Source organism: Streptomyces sp. ISL-99 (assembly GCF_018614005.1).
Taxonomy (GTDB): domain Bacteria; phylum Actinomycetota; class Actinomycetes; order Streptomycetales; family Streptomycetaceae; genus Streptomyces; species Streptomyces flavidovirens.
Genome location: NZ_JAGGPC010000038.1, coordinates 1 through 19,380, shown reverse-complemented (window position 1 = coordinate 19,380; position 19,380 = coordinate 1). Strand labels below are relative to the sequence as shown.

General features: G+C 71.2%; 22 protein-coding genes. 11 read left to right on the top strand and 11 right to left on the bottom strand.

What is annotated here, in order from left to right; translation table 11 throughout:
- Position 1: 1 nt before the first annotated feature.
- Both J7E91_RS22850 and J7E91_RS22845 read right to left on the bottom strand, forming a co-directional pair.
- Positions 2-976, bottom strand: a complete 975-nt coding sequence (locus J7E91_RS22850; RefSeq protein ID WP_214908159.1) for a hydroxyacid dehydrogenase — start codon at positions 974-976, stop codon at positions 2-4.
- A gap of 89 nt (positions 977-1,065) precedes the next feature.
- The gene (locus tag J7E91_RS22845) at positions 1,066-2,319 is read right to left on the bottom strand and encodes an amidohydrolase family protein (protein ID WP_214907781.1); all 1,254 of its coding nucleotides are present in this window, start codon (positions 2,317-2,319) and stop codon (positions 1,066-1,068) included.
- A gap of 161 nt (positions 2,320-2,480) precedes the next feature.
- On the opposite strand from J7E91_RS22845, the gene J7E91_RS22840 reads away from it, so the two are divergent.
- Positions 2,481-2,972: a glutathione peroxidase gene (locus J7E91_RS22840; protein ID WP_214907779.1), complete on the top strand. Its 492-nt coding sequence runs from the start codon at positions 2,481-2,483 to the stop codon at positions 2,970-2,972.
- A gap of 77 nt (positions 2,973-3,049) precedes the next feature.
- Here J7E91_RS22840 and J7E91_RS22835 read toward each other — a convergent pair whose 3' ends face one another.
- Positions 3,050-4,282, bottom strand: coding sequence for an acyl-CoA dehydrogenase family protein (locus J7E91_RS22835; protein ID WP_214907777.1), 1,233 nt, complete (start codon positions 4,280-4,282; stop codon positions 3,050-3,052).
- Positions 4,283-4,421: 139 nt separating this feature from the next.
- On the opposite strand from J7E91_RS22835, the gene J7E91_RS22830 reads away from it, so the two are divergent.
- Positions 4,422-5,069, top strand: coding sequence for a TetR family transcriptional regulator (locus J7E91_RS22830; protein WP_214907775.1), 648 nt, complete (start codon positions 4,422-4,424; stop codon positions 5,067-5,069).
- Between the two features lie 35 nt (positions 5,070-5,104).
- Here the strand turns inward: J7E91_RS22830 and def are convergent, their stop codons facing one another.
- The gene (gene def, locus J7E91_RS22825) at positions 5,105-5,650 is read right to left on the bottom strand and encodes a peptide deformylase (RefSeq protein WP_028811874.1); all 546 of its coding nucleotides are present in this window, start codon (positions 5,648-5,650) and stop codon (positions 5,105-5,107) included.
- Positions 5,651-5,799: 149 nt separating this feature from the next.
- On the opposite strand from def, the gene J7E91_RS22820 reads away from it, so the two are divergent.
- The 5 genes from J7E91_RS22820 to J7E91_RS22800 all read left to right on the top strand — a co-directional run bounded on the left by J7E91_RS22820 (position 5,800) and on the right by J7E91_RS22800 (position 10,309).
- Positions 5,800-7,038 (top strand): MurT ligase domain-containing protein, encoded by a 1,239-nt coding sequence (locus tag J7E91_RS22820; RefSeq protein ID WP_028811873.1) that lies wholly within the window; start codon positions 5,800-5,802, stop codon positions 7,036-7,038.
- 31 nt (positions 7,039-7,069) lie between these two features.
- Entirely contained in the window at positions 7,070-7,798 is a 729-nt protein-coding gene (locus J7E91_RS22815) for a type 1 glutamine amidotransferase (protein WP_214907773.1), read from the top strand.
- Between the two features lie 145 nt (positions 7,799-7,943).
- On the top strand, positions 7,944-8,969 hold the full coding sequence (locus J7E91_RS22810) for a 6-phosphofructokinase (protein ID WP_028811871.1): 1,026 nt from the start codon (positions 7,944-7,946) through the stop codon (positions 8,967-8,969).
- Positions 8,970-9,077: 108 nt separating this feature from the next.
- Positions 9,078-10,037, top strand: a complete 960-nt coding sequence (locus J7E91_RS22805) for a cytochrome c oxidase assembly protein (RefSeq protein WP_214907771.1) — start codon at positions 9,078-9,080, stop codon at positions 10,035-10,037.
- A gap of 113 nt (positions 10,038-10,150) precedes the next feature.
- Entirely contained in the window at positions 10,151-10,309 is a 159-nt protein-coding gene (locus J7E91_RS22800) for a hypothetical protein (protein ID WP_214907769.1), read from the top strand.
- Positions 10,310-10,369: 60 nt separating this feature from the next.
- Here J7E91_RS22800 and J7E91_RS22795 read toward each other — a convergent pair whose 3' ends face one another.
- A complete protein-coding gene (locus J7E91_RS22795; protein ID WP_214907767.1) occupies positions 10,370-10,771 on the bottom strand; it encodes an SSI family serine proteinase inhibitor in 402 nt (133 codons plus the stop codon).
- Positions 10,772-10,988: 217 nt separating this feature from the next.
- On the opposite strand from J7E91_RS22795, the gene J7E91_RS22790 reads away from it, so the two are divergent.
- Positions 10,989-11,735 carry an SDR family oxidoreductase gene (locus J7E91_RS22790; protein ID WP_214907766.1) on the top strand — a complete coding sequence of 249 codons (747 nt, stop codon included), beginning with the start codon at positions 10,989-10,991 and terminating at the stop codon, positions 11,733-11,735.
- Between the two features lie 88 nt (positions 11,736-11,823).
- The gene (locus tag J7E91_RS22785; RefSeq protein ID WP_214907764.1) at positions 11,824-12,537 is read left to right on the top strand and encodes a TetR/AcrR family transcriptional regulator; all 714 of its coding nucleotides are present in this window, start codon (positions 11,824-11,826) and stop codon (positions 12,535-12,537) included.
- A gap of 97 nt (positions 12,538-12,634) precedes the next feature.
- On the opposite strand, the gene J7E91_RS22780 is transcribed toward J7E91_RS22785, so the two are convergent.
- Together J7E91_RS22780 and J7E91_RS22775 are read right to left on the bottom strand one after the other, a co-directional pair.
- Positions 12,635-13,267 carry a DUF305 domain-containing protein gene (locus J7E91_RS22780; protein ID WP_214907762.1) on the bottom strand — a complete coding sequence of 211 codons (633 nt, stop codon included), beginning with the start codon at positions 13,265-13,267 and terminating at the stop codon, positions 12,635-12,637.
- Positions 13,268-13,355: 88 nt separating this feature from the next.
- Positions 13,356-13,775 (bottom strand): DUF6153 family protein, encoded by a 420-nt coding sequence (locus tag J7E91_RS22775; protein WP_214907760.1) that lies wholly within the window; start codon positions 13,773-13,775, stop codon positions 13,356-13,358.
- A gap of 125 nt (positions 13,776-13,900) precedes the next feature.
- Here J7E91_RS22775 and J7E91_RS22770 point away from each other — a divergent pair, with 125 nt between their 5' ends.
- Positions 13,901-14,602, top strand: a complete 702-nt coding sequence (locus J7E91_RS22770; RefSeq protein WP_214907758.1) for a 1-acyl-sn-glycerol-3-phosphate acyltransferase — start codon at positions 13,901-13,903, stop codon at positions 14,600-14,602.
- A gap of 64 nt (positions 14,603-14,666) precedes the next feature.
- Complete coding sequence (locus tag J7E91_RS22765; RefSeq protein ID WP_214907756.1) at positions 14,667-15,713, top strand: NAD(P)-dependent oxidoreductase; 1,047 nt, start codon at positions 14,667-14,669, stop codon at positions 15,711-15,713.
- A 73-nt stretch (positions 15,714-15,786) separates the two neighbouring features.
- On the opposite strand, the gene J7E91_RS22760 is transcribed toward J7E91_RS22765, so the two are convergent.
- From J7E91_RS22760 to J7E91_RS22745, 4 genes are all read right to left on the bottom strand, one after another.
- Complete coding sequence (locus J7E91_RS22760; RefSeq protein WP_251016113.1) at positions 15,787-17,385, bottom strand: alpha/beta hydrolase; 1,599 nt, start codon at positions 17,383-17,385, stop codon at positions 15,787-15,789.
- A gap of 171 nt (positions 17,386-17,556) precedes the next feature.
- A complete protein-coding gene (locus tag J7E91_RS22755; protein ID WP_214907752.1) occupies positions 17,557-18,336 on the bottom strand; it encodes an urease accessory protein UreD in 780 nt (259 codons plus the stop codon).
- Positions 18,333-19,010: an urease accessory protein UreG gene (gene ureG, locus J7E91_RS22750; protein ID WP_214907751.1), complete on the bottom strand. Its 678-nt coding sequence runs from the start codon at positions 19,008-19,010 to the stop codon at positions 18,333-18,335. The genes J7E91_RS22755 and ureG overlap by 4 nt, the downstream gene beginning before the upstream one ends.
- A gap of 22 nt (positions 19,011-19,032) precedes the next feature.
- On the bottom strand, positions 19,033-19,380 hold a 348-nt coding region (locus tag J7E91_RS22745), incomplete at its 5' end, for an urease accessory UreF family protein (protein ID WP_285439120.1).

The following is a 19,380-nucleotide window of genomic DNA, read 5'->3' as shown; positions in this document are numbered from 1 at the left end:
GTCACGCGATGCGCGGCAGGTCCTCCGCCCGTACCTCCCCCAGCAGCGGCTCGCCGCGCAGGAACCGCTCTGCCTCCGCCACGGCGAACTCCCCCAGCAGCCGCACCTCCGTACCCATCGCCCCCGCGATGTGCGGTGTGACCAGCACATTGGGCAGCCCCAGCAGCACGTGCCCCGGCGGCAGCGGTTCCGGTTCGGTGACGTCGAGTACGGCGTCGATGCGCCCGTCCGCGCAGTGCGCCGCCAGCGCGTCGGTGTCGACGAGCCCGCCGCGCGCGGTGTTGATGAGCACCGCACCGTCGCGCAGCAGCCCGAGTGCCCGCGCGTCGATGAGATGCCGGGTCCCGGGCAGCAGCGGGGCGTGCAGCGAGACGATGTCCGAGGCCGTCAACAGCGCGTCCGGGTCCACCGGTTCGGCACCCAGCGCGGCAGCCGCCCGGGCCGCGTCCGGGTACGGATCGTGGACCAGCAACCGTACGCCCGTACCGGCGAGCCGCTCCAGCACCGGCCGCCCGGTCTTCGACGCCCCGACGACACCGACCGTACGGCCGAGGAAGCCGGTCGCCGGGGACACCGTCAGGTCCTGGGGCCGGCCCGCCCGGTACTCCCCCGCCGTACGGAACGCCCGCTTGGCCGACAGATGGATCGCCGCGACCGTGTAGTCGGCGACCGGCCCCGCGTTGGCGGACGCCGCCGACGAGACGGTGAGGCCCCGCTCCCAGACCGCCGGTGCGAGTACCTGCTTGACCGAGCCCGCCGCGTGCATGACGGCCCTCAGGCGCGGCGCGTCCGCGAGGACACTCGCGCCGACCCGTGGGCACCCCCACCCCGAAATGAGCACGTCCGCGCGGGACAGCGCCTTGCGTGCCTCCGGTCGCCCGAAGTCGTCGGCCACCAGGTCCGGTACGTCACAGACGGAGGCCAGCCGCGCCCGTACGTCGTCGGGGAGGGCGAGCCGAGCCACATCCGGGCGCATGGCGATCAGAGCCGTAAGTCGCGGTGACACAGTGCGATGTGCCTTTCCATACCGGTGGGAGCTGCGGGCCATCCGGGGTGGGAGCGCGGTCAGGCCACGCGGCCGTCGAGGTCCTTGAAGACGACGCCGTCCTTCATGACGAGCCGGATGTTGGCGGGCTCGCCGAGTGCGGTGATGTCGGCCAGCGGATTGCCCCGGGCGACGACGACGTCGGCCCGCTTGCCGGCTTCGAGCGTGCCGATCTCGTGTGCCAGGCCGAGGAGTTCGGCGGCCTCACTCGTCCCGGCTCGGATCGCGCCCATCGGCGTCATGCCGCAGTCGACGAGGTGCGCCAGCTCCCGCAGGTTCGTGCCGTGTTCGGCGATGCCGCAGTCGGTTCCCATGGCGACGCGGACGCCCCGCGTGATGGCGTGCGGGATGTGCCGGCGGGCGACGGACTGCCAGTGCTTCTTCTTCTCGTACGCCCAGGCCGCCACCTTCTGCGGGTCGGGGTCGGTGTTGGCGGTGGTGAGCGTCGGCACGAGAAACGTGCCGCGCTCCAGCATCAGGTCGATCGCCTCGTCGTCGATGGCGTAGCCGTGTTCGACGCTGGCGACTCCGGCGCGTACGGCGTTGAGAATGCCGCCGCGGCCCTGGGCGTGCGCGGCCACCTTCGTGCCCCGGTGGCCTGCCGCGATCTCGGTGATCGTACGGATCTCGTCCTCCAGGAAACCGTCGTCGTCCGGATGGTCGGTCGGGCTCCACACCCCGCCGGTCGCCGCGACCTTCACGCAGTCGGCGCCCTTGCGGAGCACCTCGCGCACGGCCCTGCGGCATTCGGTGGGCCCGTCGGCGAGGCGGCCCATGACGGGGTCGTTCTCGCCGTTGTCGGTGGCCGCCCGGAAGTCGCCGTGGCCACCGGTGGGGGTGAGCATGGCGACAGCGACGAGCAGGCGCGGCCCGGGGAGCAGCCCCGACTCGACGGCCTCCCGGTGGCCGGCGTCCGCGCCGCCGAGGTCGCGGGCGGTGGTGACGCCGGCGTCGAGGGTGAGCTTCATGCGGGGCGCCGCGAGGAAGATCCGCAGTGAGGCGGGCATCGCGGCGAGCTCTGCGTGGCTGAGGGCGCCGCCGGGCGCCGCCATGTGGACGTGGCAGTCGATGAACCCGGGCAGGATGGTGTGCCCGTGTACGTCGATACGCCGCGCCGGGGCGGGCAGTGCGGGGAGGCGCAGTTCCCCGGACGGCCCCGCCCAGCGGATGAACCCGTCCTCGATGAGCACCGCTCCGTCCGCGACCGGCTCGCCCCCGGTTCCGTCGATGAGCAGTCCGTTGTGGAGGAGTACGGGGGTGCTGGGGCCGGTCATGGCGCGATTCCTTCCCAGGAGTGGTGCGTGCACCACCACACGGTGGTGTAAGCGTCCTCGGCCGGAACCTCGGTGCCCTTGAGCGGGGAGTGGTCTGAAACAGTACGAACCAGTGACCAACGGCCGGGAGCACCGGCCGCCCCGAGCCATAGGAGACGGCGATGAGCCTGTACGACATCCCCCTGCGCACCCTGACCGGTGAGCCGACCACGCTGGCGGCCTACGAGGGCAAGGCGGTGCTGGTGGTGAACGTCGCGTCCAAATGCGGACTGACGCCGCAGTACGCCGGTCTGGAGCAGCTCCAGCAGACGTACGCCGACCGGGGCTTCACCGTGCTCGGTGTGCCGTGCAACCAGTTCGCGGGCCAGGAGCCGGGCAGCGCGGAGGAGATCCAGACCTTCTGCTCGGCGAGCTACGGCGTGACGTTCCCGCTGCTGGAGAAGATCGAGGTCAACGGTGACCACCGGCACCCGCTGTACGTCGAGCTGACCGCGGCGAAGGACGAGGCCGGCGAGGCCGGGGACGTCCAGTGGAACTTCGAGAAGTTCCTGGTCAGCGCCAAGGGCGAGGTCGTCGGCCGGTTCCGTCCGCGCGTCGAGCCGGAGGCCGCCGAGGTCGTCGCGGCCATCGAGGCGCAGCTCCCCAAGGCCTGACGGTACGGCGACACGAAGGCGCCGCCCCCCCCTTGTGCGATGTGGGGGGGCGGCGCCTTCGTCGTACCGCGACAGGTCTAGCGGATCGGCATGCCGGACAGGGTGCGGGCGATCACCAGACGCTGGATCTCACTCGTACCCTCGAAGATGGTGTAGATCGCGGCGTCGCGGTGCATGCGCTCCACCGGGTACTCACGTGTGTAGCCGTTTCCGCCGAGGATCTGCACGGCCTGCGCGGTGACCTTCTTGGCGGTCTCGCTGGCGAACAGCTTCGACATCGAGCCCTCGGCCGAGGTGAACGGCTTGCCCGCGCTGGCCATCCAGGAGGCCCGCCACACCAGCAGCCGCGCCGCGTCGATCCGGGTGCGCATGTCGGCGAGCTGGAAGGCGATGCCCTGGTTGTCGATGATCGGGCGGCCGAACTGCTCCCGCGTCCTGGCGTAGTCGAGCGCGACCTCGTACGCGGCGCGGGCGGTGCCCACCGCCATCGCGCCGACGGCCGGGCGCGACGCCTCGAAGGTGGCCATCGCGGCGTTCTTCACCCGCTCGCCGCCCTTCGCGGCGCGCTCGCGGGCGCGGGCGCGGGCGAGGCGCTCGTCGAGCTTTTCCTTTCCGCCGAGCAGGCAGTGGCCGGGGACGCGCACGTTCTCCAGTACGACCTCGGCGGTGTGCGAGGCGCGGATGCCGTGCTTCTTGAACTTCTGGCCCTGGGAGAGGCCGGGGGTGTTCGGCGGGACGATGAAGGAAGCGTGGCCCTTGGAGCCGAGCTCGGGGTCGACGAGGGCGACGACGACGTGGACGTTGGCGATGCCGCCGTTGGTCGCCCAGGTCTTGGTGCCGTTCAGCACCCACTCGTCCTTGGCCTCGTCGTAGACGGCGCGCGTGCGCATCGCCGAGACGTCGGAGCCGGCGTCCGGCTCGGAGGAGCAGAAGGCGGCGACCTTGACGTCGTCGGGGTCGCCGTACATCTGCGGGATCCAGGTGCCGATCTGCTCCTCGGTGCCGTTGGCGAGGACGCCGACGGCGGCCAGGCCCGTACCGACGATGGACAGGCCGATGCCCGCGTCGCCCCAGAACAGCTCCTCCATCGCCATCGGGATGCCGAGGCCCGTCGGGTCGAAGAACTGCTGGGCGTAGAAGTCGAGGGAGTAGATGCCGAGCTTGGCCGCTTCCTGGATGACGGGCCAGGGCGTCTCCTCACGCTCGTCCCATTCGGCGGCGGCCGGGCGCATCACATCGGCGGCGAACCCATGGATCCAGTCGCGGACCTGCTTCTGGTCGTCGTTGAGTTCGAGCGTGAACCCGTCCATCGTCCCCTCCAGGTGTTACTTGCGGTAACAGAAGTCTGTTACCGGTAAGTAAGCCATGTCAACCGCGGCAGCACGGCACACGGCCATGGTGTTACGTTTCCCAGGCGTCACGGAATCGTTTTGGGCGGGGAGACACACCATGGACACCACACACACGGATGAGCAGCAGCGCTCCGCCGCCGCGCGGCGGCGTCGGGACCTGCTCGAAGCGGCGGACCGCGTGGTGCTGCGGGACGGTCCGCAGGCTTCCATGAACGCCATCGCCGCCGAGGCCGGGATCACCAAACCGATCCTCTACCGGCACTTCGGTGACAAGGGCGGCCTCTACCGCGCGCTGGCCAAGCGCCACACCGACGCACTGCTCTCGGCCCTGCGGGCGGCGCTGGACGCGCCCGCCGAGCGACGACAGCGGGTGGAGGCGACGCTCGACACCTACCTCGCGGCGATCGAGGCGCTCCCCGAGGTGTACCGGTTCCTGATGCACCCCTCCGAGGACGCGCACCAGCCCGAGCAGGGCTTCGACGTCGGCCGCCACTCGGCGCCGCTGCTGCGGCGGCTCGGCGAGGAGTTGGCCATGGTGATCGCCGAGCGCGTGGATCTCGGCCCGGGCAGCGAGCAGCTGGCGCGGGTGTGGGGGCACGGGATCGTCGGCATGATGCACGCGGCCGGAGACTGGTGGCTCGGCGAACGCCCTTGCTCCCGCGAGCAGTTGGTGTCCAGCCTCGCGGACCTGCTGTGGGGCCGGCTGGCCGCCGCGGGCGACCGCGCGGACGGCCCCGGCTTCTGACCCCGGCCGCCGGCACCGCCGCGTGGGGCCTTTCCCTATCCCCGGCCACCCCACGGCGCACGCCTGGCCGCACGCAGTGCCTTCGCCCGGCGCCGGCCCGTGAGGCGGTCGGTGTAGACCAGGCCGGACAAGTGGTCGCACTCGTGCTGGAGGCAGCGGGCGAAGAAGCCGGTGCCCTCGACGCGAACCGGATCGCCCGTCACCGACACCCCCTCCACCACCGCCCGGTCGAAGCGTTCCGTACCCGCCTCGATACCCGGCAGCGACAGACACCCCTCAGGACCGCGTACGGTGATGCCGTCGGCCTCGACCAGGCGTGGGTTGACGATGTGACCGATATGCCGGACATCCTCGTCGTCCGGACAGTCGTAGACGAAGACACGCAGCGGTACGCCGACTTGGTTGGCCGCGAGGCCGACCCCCTCGGCGGCGTACATCGTCGCGAACATGTCCTCGACGAGCCGGACCAGCGAGGGACCGAAGTCGGTCACCGTCTCGCAGGGCGCGTGCAGCGCCGGGTCACCGAGCAGTGTCATGGGTCGTACGAGCCCGGAACTGCCGGGAATCGGGCGGTGTCGCATGGCGGCAAGCGTACGTTCCGCCGGGGGCCACAGCGCCCCGGGTGGTGCCGGGGTGCGGGGGCCCGGCTGGATCTCGATAGGCTGAGCCCCGACGTTGACCGGTGGACCTGGGGCAAATGCGGCGCCGGATGCAAGGAGGATCAGTGACGATGGCAGGCAACACGGAGCCGTTGTCGCCGCGGGCCAAGCTGGCCGTGACGGCAGGCAAGGCCGCGGCGGCGGTGTCCCGCGCCGCGGGACGCGGCAGCGGATCCGTGATCGGCGGCAAGGTGGCGCTCAAGCTCGACCCCGACCTGCTCGGGCGGCTCGCCCAGCATCTCGACGTCGTGCTTGTCTCCGCGACGAACGGCAAGACGACGACGACCCGGCTCATCGCCGAGGCACTGCGGGCCAGCGGCCCCGTCGTCTCCAACGCGCTCGGCGCCAACATGCCGGCGGGCATCACCTCCGCCCTGGCGGGCGGCTCCGACGCGAAGTACGGCGTGATCGAGGTCGACGAGAAGTACCTCGCCGGAGTCGCGCGCGATGTGACGCCGAAGGCGATCGCACTGCTCAACCTCTCCCGCGACCAGCTCGACCGGGCCGCCGAGACCCGCATGCTCGCCGAGAAGTGGCGCGAGGGCCTGTCCGGCACGAAGGCCGTCGTCATCGCGAACGCCGACGACCCGCTGATCGTCTGGGCCGCGTCATCCTCGCCGAATGTGGTCTGGGTGGCCGCCGGTCAGGAGTGGAAGGACGACGCCTGGTCCTGCCCGTCCTGCGGCGGTGTGATGCAGCGCCCCGGCGACGACTGGTTCTGCGGCGAGTGCGGCTTCCGCCGCCCGTCCCCGAGCTGGGTGCTCAGCGGCGACCACGTCATCGACCCGCACGGTTCGGCGTGGCCGATCCACCTCCAGCTGCCCGGCCGCGCCAACAAGGCGAACGCCGCCACCTCCGCCGCCGTCGCGGCCGTGTTCGGCGTACCGCCGCAGGTGGCGCTGGAGCGGATGTACGACGTCCAGGCGGTGGCCGGCCGGTACGACGTCGTCCAGTTCCAGGAGCGCGAGCTGCGGCTGCTGCTCGCGAAGAACCCGGCGGGCTGGCTCGAAACGTTTTCCCTCATCAACCCGCCGCCCACGCCGGTGATCCTGGCCGTCAACGCGCGCGGCGCGGACGGCACGGACACCTCCTGGCTGTGGGACGTCGACTACACCCGGCTCGCCGGCCACCCGATCTTCGTGCTCGGTGACCGCAAGCTGGACCTCGCGGTGCGCCTGGAGGTCGCGAACCTGGAATTCCGGGTCTGCGAGACGCTCGACGAGGCCGTGCAGCTGGCGCCGCCCGGGCTGATCGAGACGATCGCCAACTACACCGCGTTCCAGGACCTGCGCCGCCGCGTCGGCAACTAGGCCCGTGTACACCGGAAAAGGACAAGCAAGCATGAGCGACAACAGCCTGCGCCTGGTGTGGATCTACCCGGACCTGCTGAGCACGTACGGCGACCAGGGCAACGCCCTCGTCGTGGAGCGCCGGGCCCGTCAGCGCGGCCTCGACGTCCACCGTGTGGACGTACGCAGCGACCAGCAGATCCCCACTTCGGGCGACATCTACCTGATCGGCGGCGGTGAGGACCGGCCGCAGCGGCTCGCGGCGGAGCGGCTGCGCCGCGACGGCGGTTTGGAGCGCGCGGTGTCCAACGGCGCGATCGTCTTCTCGGTCTGCGCCGGGTACCAGATCCTCGGCCACGAGTTCATCAACGACCTCGGCGAGCGCGAGCAGGGCCTCGGGCTGCTCGACGTGGTCAGCACGCGCGGCGAGGGCGAGCGGTGCGTCGGCGACGTCCTCGGGGACATCGACGAGCGCCTCGGCCTGCCGCCGCTGACGGGCTTCGAGAACCACCAGGGCATCACCCATCTGGGGCCGACGGCGCGGCCGTTCGCCCGGCCGCGGATCGGCAAGGGCAACGGGACCGGCGACGGCACGGAGGGCGCGTACAACGACACCGTCTTCGGTACGTACATGCACGGCCCCGTGCTGGCCCGCAACCCGCTCATCGCGGACCTGCTGCTGAAGCTGGCCCTCGACGTCAACGCGCTGCCGCCCACCGACGACCGGTGGTACGAGGCGCTGCGCGCCGAGCGCATCGCGGCGGCGACGCAGCCCGCCTGACGGACTGTCGCAGTTCGTACACCTTTGTCGTGTCCAGCTGTCGGACGCCCGGTTCGGCCCCGTCACTCTGCGCGAGTAGGGTGACGGGGATCCAACCGGACGACGTGGTCCGGTCTCCGGCCCACGTTGCAAAGGTATTCCGGGCATGCGCATTGGTGTACTCACTTCCGGCGGCGACTGCCCCGGCCTGAACGCTGTCATCCGTTCCGTCGTGCACCGCGCCGTCGTCGACCACGGCGACGAGGTCATTGGCTTCCACGACGGCTGGAAGGGCCTTCTGGAAGGCGACTACCGCAAGCTCGACCTCGACGCGGTAGGCGGCATCCTGGCCCGCGGCGGCACGATCCTCGGCTCCTCCCGGGTCCAGCCCGCGCATCTGCGCGGCGGCGTCGAGACGGCCCGTGGCCATGTCGCGGACCTCGGACTCGACGCGATCATCCCGATCGGCGGCGAAGGCACGCTGAAGGCGGCGAACCTGCTGTCCGAGGCGGGGCTGCCGATCGTCGGCGTACCGAAGACCATCGACAACGACATCGCGTCGACCGACGTCACCTTCGGCTTCGACACGGCGGTCGGGGTCGCGACCGAGGCCCTCGACCGGCTCAAGACCACCGCCGAATCGCACCAGCGCGTGCTGATCGTCGAGGTCATGGGACGGCACACCGGCTGGATCGCGCTCCACTCCGGCATGGCGGCCGGCGCGCACGCCATCGTCGTGCCCGAGCGTCCCTTCGACATCGGTGAGCTGACCGAGCTGGTCGGCAAGCGGTTCTCGGCCGGCAAGCGGTTCGCGATCGTCGTGGTCGCCGAGGGCGCCAAGCCGCGCGAGGGCTCCATGGAGTTCGACGTGGGCGGCAAGGACATGTACGGGCACGAGCGCTTCGCGGGCGTCGCCAGGCAGTTGTCCGTCGAGCTGGAGGAGCGCCTCGGCAAGGAGGCGCGTCCCGTCATCCTCGGCCACGTCCAGCGCGGCGGCACCCCGACGGCGTACGACCGTGTCCTCGCGACCCGCTTCGGCTGGCACGCGGTGGAGGCGGCGCACCGGGGTGAGTTCGGGATGATGACGGCGCTGCGTGGCACGGACATCGTGATGGTCCCGCTGGCCGAGGCCGTGGAGACGCTGAAGACCGTGCCCACCGAGCGGTACGCCGAGGCGGAGTGCGTGCTCTGATCTTGTTGCGTGTTTGACGGACTGCCCCCGGCCGCGACCGCGACCGGGGGCAGTTCTACTCTGTACCGGACAACCGTTACGAATGGGCAGTCCCACGGGAGTACGCAGATGGATCACAGCGGGCACGGCAGCGGCATGAACATGGATCTGCCGCCGTTCACGCTGGGACGGGGGCTGGAGCACTCCCCCGATCTCTTCTTCCTGGTGGGGTGCGTCCTGGCGCTCGCCCTGTACGGGTGGGGCGTGGTGCGGCTGCGGCGGCGCGGTGACGGCTGGCAGGTCGGCCGGACCATCTTCTTCGTCCTCGGCGTGCTGAGCGTGGCGCTGGTGATGTGCACCAAGCTCAACGACTACGGCATGGTCATGTTTAGCGTGCACATGGTGCAGCACATGATCATCAGCATGCTCTCGCCGATCCTGCTGCTGCTCGGCGCCCCGGTGACACTGGCGCTGCGCGCACTGCCGGTGGCGGGGCGCGGGAACCGCAAGGGGCCGCGCGAGCTGCTGCTGATGTTGCTGCACAGCCGTTACATGAAGATCGTCACGCATCCGGCGTTCACGATCCCGCTGTTCATCGCGAGCCTGTACGCCCTCTACTTCACGCCCATTTTCGATTTCCTGATGGAGAGCAAGCCCGGCCACCTCGGCATGATGGTCCACTTCCTCGCCGTCGGTCTCGTCTTCTTCTGGCCGATCATGGGCGTCGACCCGGGGCCGCACCGCCCGGGTTATGTGATGCGGATGCTGGAGCTCTTCGCCGGCATGCCGTTCCACGCGTTCTTCGGCATCGCGCTGATGATGGCGACCCAGCCGATGATCGGTACGTACGCGAACCCGCCCGCGTCGCTCGGCATCGACGCGCTGAGCGACCAGAACGCGGCGGGCGGCATCGCCTGGGCATTCTCGGAGATCCCGTCGGTGCTGGTGCTGCTCGCGCTGGTCTTCCAGTGGTACCGGTCCGAGCAGCGGGTCGCGCGGCGCGCGGACCGGGCGGCGGACCGTGACGGCGACAAGGAGCTCGTGGCGTACAACGCGTACCTCGCCTCGCTCCAGGCACGCGGGCGCTAGCCGCCGGTCTCCGGCCGGGTCGCCAGGCCACCGGGTCGCCGGTAACGTCGGCACAGTAGCGCGGGAGCCCCTGAGGGGTGACTATGGCCCTCCATCAGAAGGAGGGGGTGCGCATGCCCGGTTCTGCGAAGTCGATGGGGGTGCTCACCGTCGGGACGCTGATTGTCATCTCGGCGTACACGGCGGCACTCGGCAGCAACGGCTGGCTGTGGTTCGGCTGGGTCGTGCTCGGTCTCATCACGGTCGGCATGGCCGCGTCGCGCAGCCAGTAGTACCTGCTGAAACGAAACTTCACTGCGCGACGCGGGGACGCGGGTACGGGCACCGATCGCTCAGAAGCGGAAGACCGGCCCGGTCGCGGTGTCGAGCACGCACGCGTTCGGGTAGGTCTTGTGCCATGACGTCGGCAGGCCGCGCCAGTTGCCCGACGCGCTGACGGTCACCGGCTCGTACTGCTTGGTGCACGCGCGCGGGTTCCCCGGCAACTTGTCGAAATCGCCCTTCGCCCTGTCCAGCGCGGCGCACGCGTCCGACGCCTCCGGGTGAGGCCCCGCGGGGCGGGGCACACACTGCAGGACGACGCCCCGGATCCAGGTGCTGCCCGATCCCGAAACGGTGAGGAAGAGGCCGTGGGGTGGCGTGGGCCCACCGGGGACGGTCGCCGCCCGAGCGGGCAGGGCCGCACCCGCGAGGGCGAGCAGGACGACTGCGGTGACGGTGGCTGGGGAGCGCATCCGGACCTCCTGGGGCTGGATTGCCTGGCGACTGGGTGTCGGGCAGAGCCAGGCCACCCCCCGCCGCGTCCGCCGCCAAGCGACCGCGCCGCCGCGTCCCGCGCACGAGCGCGTGCGCTGCTCCGGACGGCGGACCGCCTGATAGCGTCGCTAACATAAATTGTGTAGCGTTGATTACCCAGGGGATACCGACACCTCCGAAACCGGGAGCAACGCCATGAGCGAGCAGACCACCCCCGAGCGCCGGGTCGCGATCGTCACCGGGGGGTCGCGTGGCATCGGGCGGGCGGCAGCCGAGCGGCTGGCGTCCGACGGGTTCGCCGTCGTCATCAACTACGCGGGGAACCGGACCGAGGCCCAGACGGCGGTCGCGGCCATCGGCACGGCCGGCGGGCAGGCGATCGCCTTTCGCGCCGATGTGGCGGACGAGGCCGCGGTTTCGGACCTCTTCGACCTCGCCGAGGAGACGTACGGCGGTGTGGACGTGGTCGTGCACGCCGCCGGCGTCATGAAGCTCGCGCCGCTGGTCGACACCGACCTCGGTGAACTGGACCGCATGCACAGGACGAACGTCCGCGGCACGTTCGTCGTCGACCAGCAGGCAGCCCGCAGGCTGCGCTCCGGCGGAGCGATCATCAACTTCTCCAGCTCCGTCCTGGGGCTGGCCCTCCCCGGCTACAGCGCGTACGCCGCCACCAAGGGCGCGGTCGAGGCAATCACCCTGATCCTGGCCCGCGAACTGCGCGGGCGGGACATCACCGTCAACGCGGTGGCACCCGGACCGACCGCCACCGCGCTGTTCCTGGACGGCAAGGACCAGGAAACCGTCGACCGCATGGCCAGGATGAACCCGCTGGAACGCCTGGGTACGCCCGAGGACATCGCCGAGGCCGTCTCGTTCCTGGCCGGGCCCGCCCGCTGGGTCAACGGCCAGGTCCTGCGCGCCAACGGCGGCGTCGTCTGACCCTCCGGCCTCCGGCCGGTCCGCACGTGATCACCGGCGCCGTCGCCGCGCGTAGCACCGCCTCAGCACCGTTGATAGCGTCCCGCTCATGAGTACGCGAGCACGCATCCTGGAAGTGGCGGCGGACCTGGTCGCCCGGTCCCCGGACGGGGACATCTCCACCCGGGCCGTGTGTGAGGCCGCCCAGGTCGGCGCGCCCGCGCTCTACCGGCACTTCGGTGACAAGGAGGGCCTGCTCTCGGCCGTCGTCGACCACGGGTTCGACCAGTACCTCGCGACGAAGCGGCGGCGCGGACCCGGCGCGGACCCGGTCCAGGACCTGCGCGACGGCTGGGACAGCCACGTCGACTTCGCCCTGCGCAACCCGAATCTGTACCGCCTGATGAATTCGCCCGCGATGCGCACACCCCCGGCCTCGGCTCTCGAATCGCACCGGATCCTCACGGCGGACCTGGAACGGGCGGCGGCGCAGGGCAAGCTGCGGCTCGCCCCTGAACTGGCCGCCCAGATCGTCATGTCGGCCAACGTCGGGGTGGCCCTGATGCTCGTCTCCCGCCCGTCGACCTTCACGGACATGAGCACGTCGACGCGCGTACGTGACGCCGTGCACGCCGCCATCTTCACCCCGGACGTGGCCACCGCCGGCCCCGCGACCGACGAGGCCCGCGTACCGCCCACGGCGGCCAGGCTGAACGCCCTGCTGCGCCAGTCCCCGCACTCACCCCTGAGCGCCGCCGAAACCGGCCTGATGAGGGAGTGGCTGGACCGGCTGTCCAACGCACCCACCGGTTTCTCAGCGTGACTGGAGGAATCTGCCGGGGGCGCGTACAGCCGCATCGCCAGACGCCCCGCACCGGATCAGGACCTCGCTCCGATCCGGCGCGGAACGCCGCAGACGGTCAGTTTTCGCCGAGCAGCTTCTTCATGCGTGTGATCTCGGCGCTCTGCGAGGTGACGATGTCACCGGCCATGTCCTTGGCGGGCCGGTAGGCACCGTCGGACTGCTCGGTCCTCGCCATCTCGACCGCGCCTTCGTGGTGCTTGACCATCAGCTCCAGGAACGCGGTGTCGAACGCCCGGCCGGAAGACCTCTCCAGCCTGTCCATCTCCTCGGGGGTCATCATCCCGGACATGGAGTGCCCGGCATGTTCGCCGCTCTCGTTCTCCTCGGGGACCTCCTCGCCCCAGGCAGTGAGCCATCCGGACAACGTCTTGATCTCCGGGCCCTGCGCCCTCTTGATCTCCGCGGCCAGCTTCTTGACCTCGGCGGACCGGGACCGGGTCTCCGCCATTCCGGCCATCTCCACGGCCTGCCGGTGGTGCGGGATCATCCCCTTCGCGAAGGCGATGTCGGCGGCGTTCCGCTCCCCCTGCCCGGCGGAGTCCGACGCGGTGGGCGAGGAGGTCTTTGCGTGGCCGTCGTGGCCGGCCGAGCTGTCATTTCCCCCGCCGCAGGCGGCGAGTACGACAGCAGCGGTGGCCGCGGCCGCCACAGCGGCGGCACGGCGGATCGGTGAACGGTGTGCGGTCATGGTGGTGCGACTCCTGTGTACGCGCTGAATCAGGCATGACTGTCGAAGGCGTGACACCGGCCGAAGGGACCGGGCACGCGCGAGCCGCCTATATGCGCAGGAGTTGCAGTTGGCTCAATGTGGGCGGGGCCCGGGCGCCCGGCGTCGCCGCGAGAAGGAGTGCGGGAGCGTCCACCGACGCGCAGGCGACCACTCCGGCCGGAGCCGGGGCGGGCAGTGCGGGAGCTCCGCTCGTACCGCCGGCCGCGCATGTGGGGTCGGCATGCTCGGCGTGTCCGCCGGCACCGCCCGCGCCATGACCGGCGTGGGCACCGTCCTCACCGTCAGCCGCGTCACTGTGCGACGGGGCCGCCGCGTGACGGACCTCCGCCACGGCGGCGGACGGCCCCGGAGGGACACCGGGCGCCAGCCCGTGCATGGCCACCAGACCCGCCAGCACGGTCAGCACGAGCAGCGCGTACAGCCGCGCCCCACGGGGCCGTGCCGTGCGCCGCGCCTGCTGACTCATACCCGCATCCTAATCAGCGCCCGGGACCCGACGCCCAGTGCCGTGCCTGATGCCAAGTCAGTAAAGTCGGAGCGGGTCAGCGCTGACCCCCCTGGAGCCGATCCGGCAGAGCTAGGAGCCGCCCCGTGTTCTATTACGTGCTCAAGTACGTCCTTCTCGGGCCACTGCTGAGGCTGCTCTTCCGGCCCAGGATCGAGGGACTGGAGCACATTCCGGACGACGGCGCCGCGATCGTGGCGGGCAATCACCTGTCGTTCTCCGACCACTTCCTGATGCCCGCGATCATCAGGCGGCGCATCACCTTCCTCGCCAAGGCCGAGTACTTCACGGGCCCTGGTCTCAAGGGCCGGCTGACCGCCGCGTTCTTCCGCAGCGCCGGTCAGATCCCGGTCGACAGGTCGGGCAAGGAGGCGGGGAAGGCGGCCATCCGCGAGGGGCTGGGGGTGCTGAGCAAGGGTGAGCTGCTGGGGATCTATCCGGAGGGCACCCGCTCGCACGACGGCCGGCTCTACAAGGGCAAGGTCGGGGTCGCGGCGATGGCGCTCAAGGCGCAGGTGCCCGTGGTGCCGTGCGCGATGGTGGGTACGTTCGAGATCCAGCCGCCGGGACAGGTCGTACCGCGTATCAAGCGCGTCACCATCCGGTTCGGCGAGCCGCTGGACTTCTCGCGGTACGCGGGCATGGAGAACGAGAAGGCGGTACTCCGCGCGGTCACCGACGAGATCATGTACGCGATCCTCGGGCTCTCCGGGCAGGAGTACGTCGACCGGTACGCGGCCGAGGTCAAGGCGGAGCAGGCCAAGAAGTTCCCACGGCTCCTGCGCTGACGGCGGATCAGCGCACGGCGAACGTTTCCCCGCCCCCGGTCCCCGCGCGCATAGCGTCCTTCGCATGACCAAGGGAAACGCGTTCATCATCGGAGCTACAGGACAGATCGGACGGGCAGCCGTACGGGCGCTCGCCGCGGACGGCTGGGACGTGACGGCCGCGTCGCGTGGTGGTGGCCGGGACGCGACGTGGCCACAGGAGGTACGGGCCGTGGCGCTCGACCGGGGCGACGACGCGGCGCTGGCCGCCGCGCTCGGCGACGGCTGCGACGTGCTGGTGGACATGGTCGCGATGGAGGAACGGCACGCGGCGCAGCTGACCGGGCTGGCGGACCGGATCGGTTCCGCCGTCGTCATCTCCACCGGCGCCGTCTACGAGGACGACAAGGGCCGCAGCTTCGACACCCAGGACGAGCCGGACGGGTTCCCGCGGTACCCGGTGCCGATCCGCGAGAGTCAGGCCACCGTGGCGCCGGGTGACGCGACGTACGGGACCAGGAAGGTCGCGATCGAGCGGCATCTGCTGGCCGCCGCCGACCGGCTGCCCACGACCCTGCTGCGGGCGGGCGCGATCCACGGGCCGTACTGCCGGACTCCGCGTGAGATCCATTTCGTCAAACGGGTGCTGGACGGGCGGCCGGTGAGGATCCTGGCGTACGGCGGGCTCAGCCAGTTCCACCCGGTGCACATCTCCAACCTCGCGGAGCTGATCCGGCTGGCGGCGGCGCGGCCCGGCGCGCGGGTGCTCAACGGGGGTGATCCGGACGTGCCGGCAGCCGCGGAGATCAGTTCGGCCGTCGACGCGGTCATGGGTGTGGAGAGCGAGCTGGTGATCGTGGACGGGCCGCCGCCGCGCGACGGCGTCGGGGAGACCCCGTGGGGGCCCGACCACCCCATCGTCTACGACATGTCGGCCGCCGGGCGGGAGCTGGGATACCGGCCGGTGACGACGTACGCCGAATCGCTGCCCGCCACCGTGGAGTGGCTCGCGGACCGGCTGCGCGCCCAGGACTGGCGGGAGGCGTTCCCGAAGCTGTCCGTGCGGTACGGCCCCGGCGGCGGTCCGTTCGACTACGCCGCGGAGGACGCCTGGCTGAGGGAACAGCGCTGAGCCGAGCACGCGAGGAAGGGGACGGCCGCGATTCCGGCCGCCCCCTCCCGTCACCTGTTACGGCTGTCGGGCCCTACGGCTTCGGCGTGGCGTGCGGGGCGCACGTCACATCGCGGCTGTCGGTCTTCCCGGTGAGCAGGTAGGTGTCGACCCGGTCGTTGACGCACGGGTTGGCGATCCCGGTGACACCGTGCGAGCCGGCGTCCTTCTCGGTGATCAGGCGCGAGCCCTTGAAGCGCTTGTGCAGTTCGACGGCGCCCTCGTACGGAGTGGCGGCGTCGCGCTCGGCCTGCACGATGAGGACGGGCGGCAGCCCCTTGCCGGACTTGACGTTCAGCGGGGTCTGCTGCTTCGACGACCAGGTGGCGCAGGGCAGGTTCATCCAGGCGTTGGCCCACGTCATGAACGGGTGGTCCTTGTGCAGCCTGGTGTTGTCCCGGTCCCATGTCTTCCAGTTGGTGGGCCACTTGGCGTCCGCGCACTCGACGGCCGTGTAGACGGCGTTGCCGTTCTCCGAGGACGCGTTGCCCGCGGTGTCCGACATGTCGGGGGCGATCGCGTCGACGAGCGCCTGCGTGTCACCCGCGACGTACGCGCTCCAGGTCTTGGCGACGGACGCCCAGGCGGAGTCGTAGTACGGCGCGCTCTGGAAGAAACCGATGAGCTCGGCGGGGCCGACGACGCCGCCGATGGGGCTCTTCTTGGCGGTGGCGCGCAGCTTCAGCCACTGCTGCTCGACCTTCTCGGGGGTGTCCCCGAGGTGGTAGGCGGCGTCGTTCTTGGCCACCCACTGCTTCCAGTCCTCCCAGCGCGTCTGGAAGGCGACGTCCTGGTCCAGGTTGGCCTGGTACCAGATCTTCTCCTTCGACGGGTTGACCACGCTGTCGACGACCATGCGGCGGACGTGGCCGGGGAACAGCGTTCCGTAGACCGCGCCGAGGTACGTGCCGTACGAGACCCCGAGGAAGTTCAGCTTCTTCTCACCGAGCGCGGCGCGCAGGACGTCCAGGTCGCGTGCGCTGTTCGGCGTGGTCATGTGCGGCAGCAGCCACCCGCTGCGCTCCTGGCAGCCGTCCGCGTACTCGGCGGCGAGCTTGCGCTGGGCGCGCTTGTCGGCCTCACTGTCGGGCACCGGGTCGAGCTTCGGCGCCTTGACGAACTCCTGCGGGTCGACGCAGGAGATGGGCGAGGAGTGTCCGACACCGCGCGGGTCGAAGCCCACGAAGTCGTACGCCTTGGCCATCTTCGTGTAGACCGGGTTCTTCTTGGTGACCCGGGTCGGGAACCTCAGGCCCGAGGCGCCGGGGCCGCCCGGGTTGTAGAGCAGCGCGCCCTGACGGTCTTCCTTGGGCCCGGTGTTGGCGATACGGTCCACGGCGATCTTGATCTTGCGGCCGTTGGGCTTGGCGTAGTCGACCGGGACGGTGACCCAGCCGCACTGGATGGGCTTGTCGAGCCCCCAGCCGGCCGGGCACTCGCGCCAGTCGATGCCCGCCTTCGCGGCGCGGTGGGCGGCGATCCGCACGCCGCGCGCCTCGGACGTACTGGTGCTGGTGGTGCTGCTGGTGGTGCTGCGGCCCTCGGCGCCGGCGGCCGGCGCGGCCAGTGCGCCGGCCATCAAGGTGCCCGCTATGAGAGTGCCGGCCGAGCCGAGCGCTGCTGTACGCCTCAAGTGGTGTCTCCCCCTGTGAGTGTGGTGCCGCACGTGACGACAGGTCATTGGTCAGTACGTGTACGGGCGCATCCTGTCGCCTGAAGGGCCCCGGGCAACAGGCCGTACTGGCGTTTCTTTACCAATCCCATAACCGGAGACCCATGTCCCGCTGAGCGGTGCACCTGGCGGTCACCCAAATGTCTGAAGTGCCCGGTCCAGTACGCGTCGCAGCTGGAGCGCGTCGGCCGCGACCGCCGTGACCAGCACGGCGGGACCGGCGAGCGGGGCGAGCACCGCGTTGTCGCCCAGAAGGGTGGTTTCGGGAGGATTGAGCTCAAAGTCGGGGTTGACGACGAGGAGTTGGCCGGTCGCCCGGTGGCCGCCGAGCACCGCTCCCCCGTCCCAGCCGCCGGGCGCCCCCGGACCGTACGACAGTTCCTGGTCAAGGAGCGGCCGGCCGGCCCGGTGGACGGTGAGCCGGGTGGTGAGCGTGCCGGACTCCTCGCCGTACCGGCCGAGGATCTGCTCCTCGCGCAGGACCAGGCGGGCGGAGGCGGCGAGCTCGACGCGGGTGGTCATCCGCAGGTCGCTGCCACGGGCCGAGATGAGCGGTTCCGGCAGCCAGCGCAGGCGCGCGTCGGCTCCGGCCGTCAGCCGTACGTCGTAGCGGGCGTGCCGGCCACCGCGGCCGGGCAGGGCGACCGTGGCCGCGGCCGAGTCCACGGCGAGCGCGGCGCCGTCCCGTACGCCGGCCTCGACGGCCAGCCGGTCGCCGCCCAGAGGCGCGCTCATCGCGCCGACGACGGTCACCCGGGCGTACGTCCCCGTGCCGCGCGTGCGGCGCACCGCGAGCGGCCCGTCGCTCTCCAGAACGGGCAGCCGGGTGCCGCCCAGGCCGTCGGGGACGGCGGTGATCCTGGCCGTCGCCCCGATGCCGGCCGGCGCCACATCCGCCGGTGCGGTGGTCATGCGGACCAGGCGGCGAGCTGTGCGCGGACCCAGTCGGCCACCGGCTTCACGCCGTCCTCGGCGGTCAACGAGGTGAAGGCGACGGGCAGTTCGCCGCGCTGGGCCTTGGCGTCGCGCGCCATGCGGCCGAGGTCGGAGCCGACGTACGGCGCGAGGTCGGTCTTGTTGACGACCAGCAGGTCGGCCGTCGTGACACCCGGGCCGCCCTTGCGCGGGATGTCGTCGCCGCCCGCCACGTCGATGACGAAGACCTGCGCGTCGACCAGCCCCTTGGAGAAGGTGGCGGTGAGGTTGTCGCCGCCGGACTCGACCAGGATCAGGTCGAGCGGTCCCACCGCGTCCTCCAGGTCCTCGACCGCTTCGAGGTTGGCTGAGATGTCGTCACGGATGGCGGTGTGCGGGCAGGCACCGGTCTCGACGGCCTGGATGCGCTCGGGCGGCAGAACGGCGTTGCGCAGCAGGAATTCGGCGTCCTCGCGCGTGTAGATGTCATTGGTGACGACGGCGATGGACAGCTCTTCGCGCAGTGCGCGGCACAGGGCGGCGACGGTCGCGGTCTTGCCGGAGCCGACCGGGCCACCGAGTCCGATGCGCAGGGCGCGCTTCGTACCGTCGGGGCGGGCGGCGTCGGCGCTGACGGCCATGGCGCTGTCGTGACTGTGGTCGAGGTGCATGGGGTGCGGCTCCTAAGCGGTGTTACGAGGCGAAGAGGCGTACGGGCCAGGCCGCGTGCGCCTCGGCCATGATGTCGAGCAGCGGCGCGGAAGCCGCGGGCAGTGTGCCGGTGCCTTCGGCCAGGGCGCGGTGGGCGGCCTCGGCGGCGCGTCGCGCGACCTGGTCGAGTTCGGGTGCGAGGCGGGCGAGGACGGCGGTGGCCTCGAAGGGGTCCAGGCCGAGGAGGCGTACCACCGCGGTGGCGGGGCCGCCGACACTCTCGTACGCGACGCAGTGTGCGGCGTCCTCGGGCCCGAGCCCCGCCGCCCGCGCGGTGACGCCGAGCACGACGGGCTGGTGCGCGCCGCGCGGGCGCGCGGCGGCCAGCGC

Bases quoted from the DNA above. Each gene is read 5' to 3' on its own strand.
- J7E91_RS22810 (WP_028811871.1), top strand. From the start codon at position 7,944: ATGCGCATTGGTGTACTCACTTCCGGCGGCGACTGCCCCGGCCTGAAC.
- J7E91_RS22815 (WP_214907773.1), top strand. From the start codon at position 7,070: ATGAGCGACAACAGCCTGCGCCTGGTGTGGATCTACCCGGACCTGCTG.
- ureG (WP_214907751.1), bottom strand. From the start codon at position 19,010: ATGCACCTCGACCACAGTCACGACAGCGCCATGGCCGTCAGCGCCGAC.
- J7E91_RS22785 (WP_214907764.1), top strand. From the start codon at position 11,824: ATGAGTACGCGAGCACGCATCCTGGAAGTGGCGGCGGACCTGGTCGCC.
- J7E91_RS22830 (WP_214907775.1), top strand. From the start codon at position 4,422: ATGGACACCACACACACGGATGAGCAGCAGCGCTCCGCCGCCGCGCGG.
- J7E91_RS22765 (WP_214907756.1), top strand. From the start codon at position 14,667: ATGACCAAGGGAAACGCGTTCATCATCGGAGCTACAGGACAGATCGGA.
- J7E91_RS22795 (WP_214907767.1), bottom strand. From the start codon at position 10,771: ATGCGCTCCCCAGCCACCGTCACCGCAGTCGTCCTGCTCGCCCTCGCG.
- J7E91_RS22845 (WP_214907781.1), bottom strand. From the start codon at position 2,319: ATGACCGGCCCCAGCACCCCCGTACTCCTCCACAACGGACTGCTCATC.
- J7E91_RS22780 (WP_214907762.1), bottom strand. From the start codon at position 13,267: ATGACCGCACACCGTTCACCGATCCGCCGTGCCGCCGCTGTGGCGGCC.
- J7E91_RS22800 (WP_214907769.1), top strand. From the start codon at position 10,151: ATGCCCGGTTCTGCGAAGTCGATGGGGGTGCTCACCGTCGGGACGCTG.
- J7E91_RS22790 (WP_214907766.1), top strand. From the start codon at position 10,989: ATGAGCGAGCAGACCACCCCCGAGCGCCGGGTCGCGATCGTCACCGGG.
- J7E91_RS22805 (WP_214907771.1), top strand. From the start codon at position 9,078: ATGGATCACAGCGGGCACGGCAGCGGCATGAACATGGATCTGCCGCCG.
- J7E91_RS22775 (WP_214907760.1), bottom strand. From the start codon at position 13,775: ATGAGTCAGCAGGCGCGGCGCACGGCACGGCCCCGTGGGGCGCGGCTG.
- def (WP_028811874.1), bottom strand. From the start codon at position 5,650: ATGCGACACCGCCCGATTCCCGGCAGTTCCGGGCTCGTACGACCCATG.
- J7E91_RS22840 (WP_214907779.1), top strand. From the start codon at position 2,481: ATGAGCCTGTACGACATCCCCCTGCGCACCCTGACCGGTGAGCCGACC.
- J7E91_RS22820 (WP_028811873.1), top strand. From the start codon at position 5,800: ATGGCAGGCAACACGGAGCCGTTGTCGCCGCGGGCCAAGCTGGCCGTG.
- J7E91_RS22755 (WP_214907752.1), bottom strand. From the start codon at position 18,336: ATGACCACCGCACCGGCGGATGTGGCGCCGGCCGGCATCGGGGCGACG.
- J7E91_RS22850 (WP_214908159.1), bottom strand. From the start codon at position 976: ATGCGCCCGGATGTGGCTCGGCTCGCCCTCCCCGACGACGTACGGGCG.
- J7E91_RS22835 (WP_214907777.1), bottom strand. From the start codon at position 4,282: ATGGACGGGTTCACGCTCGAACTCAACGACGACCAGAAGCAGGTCCGC.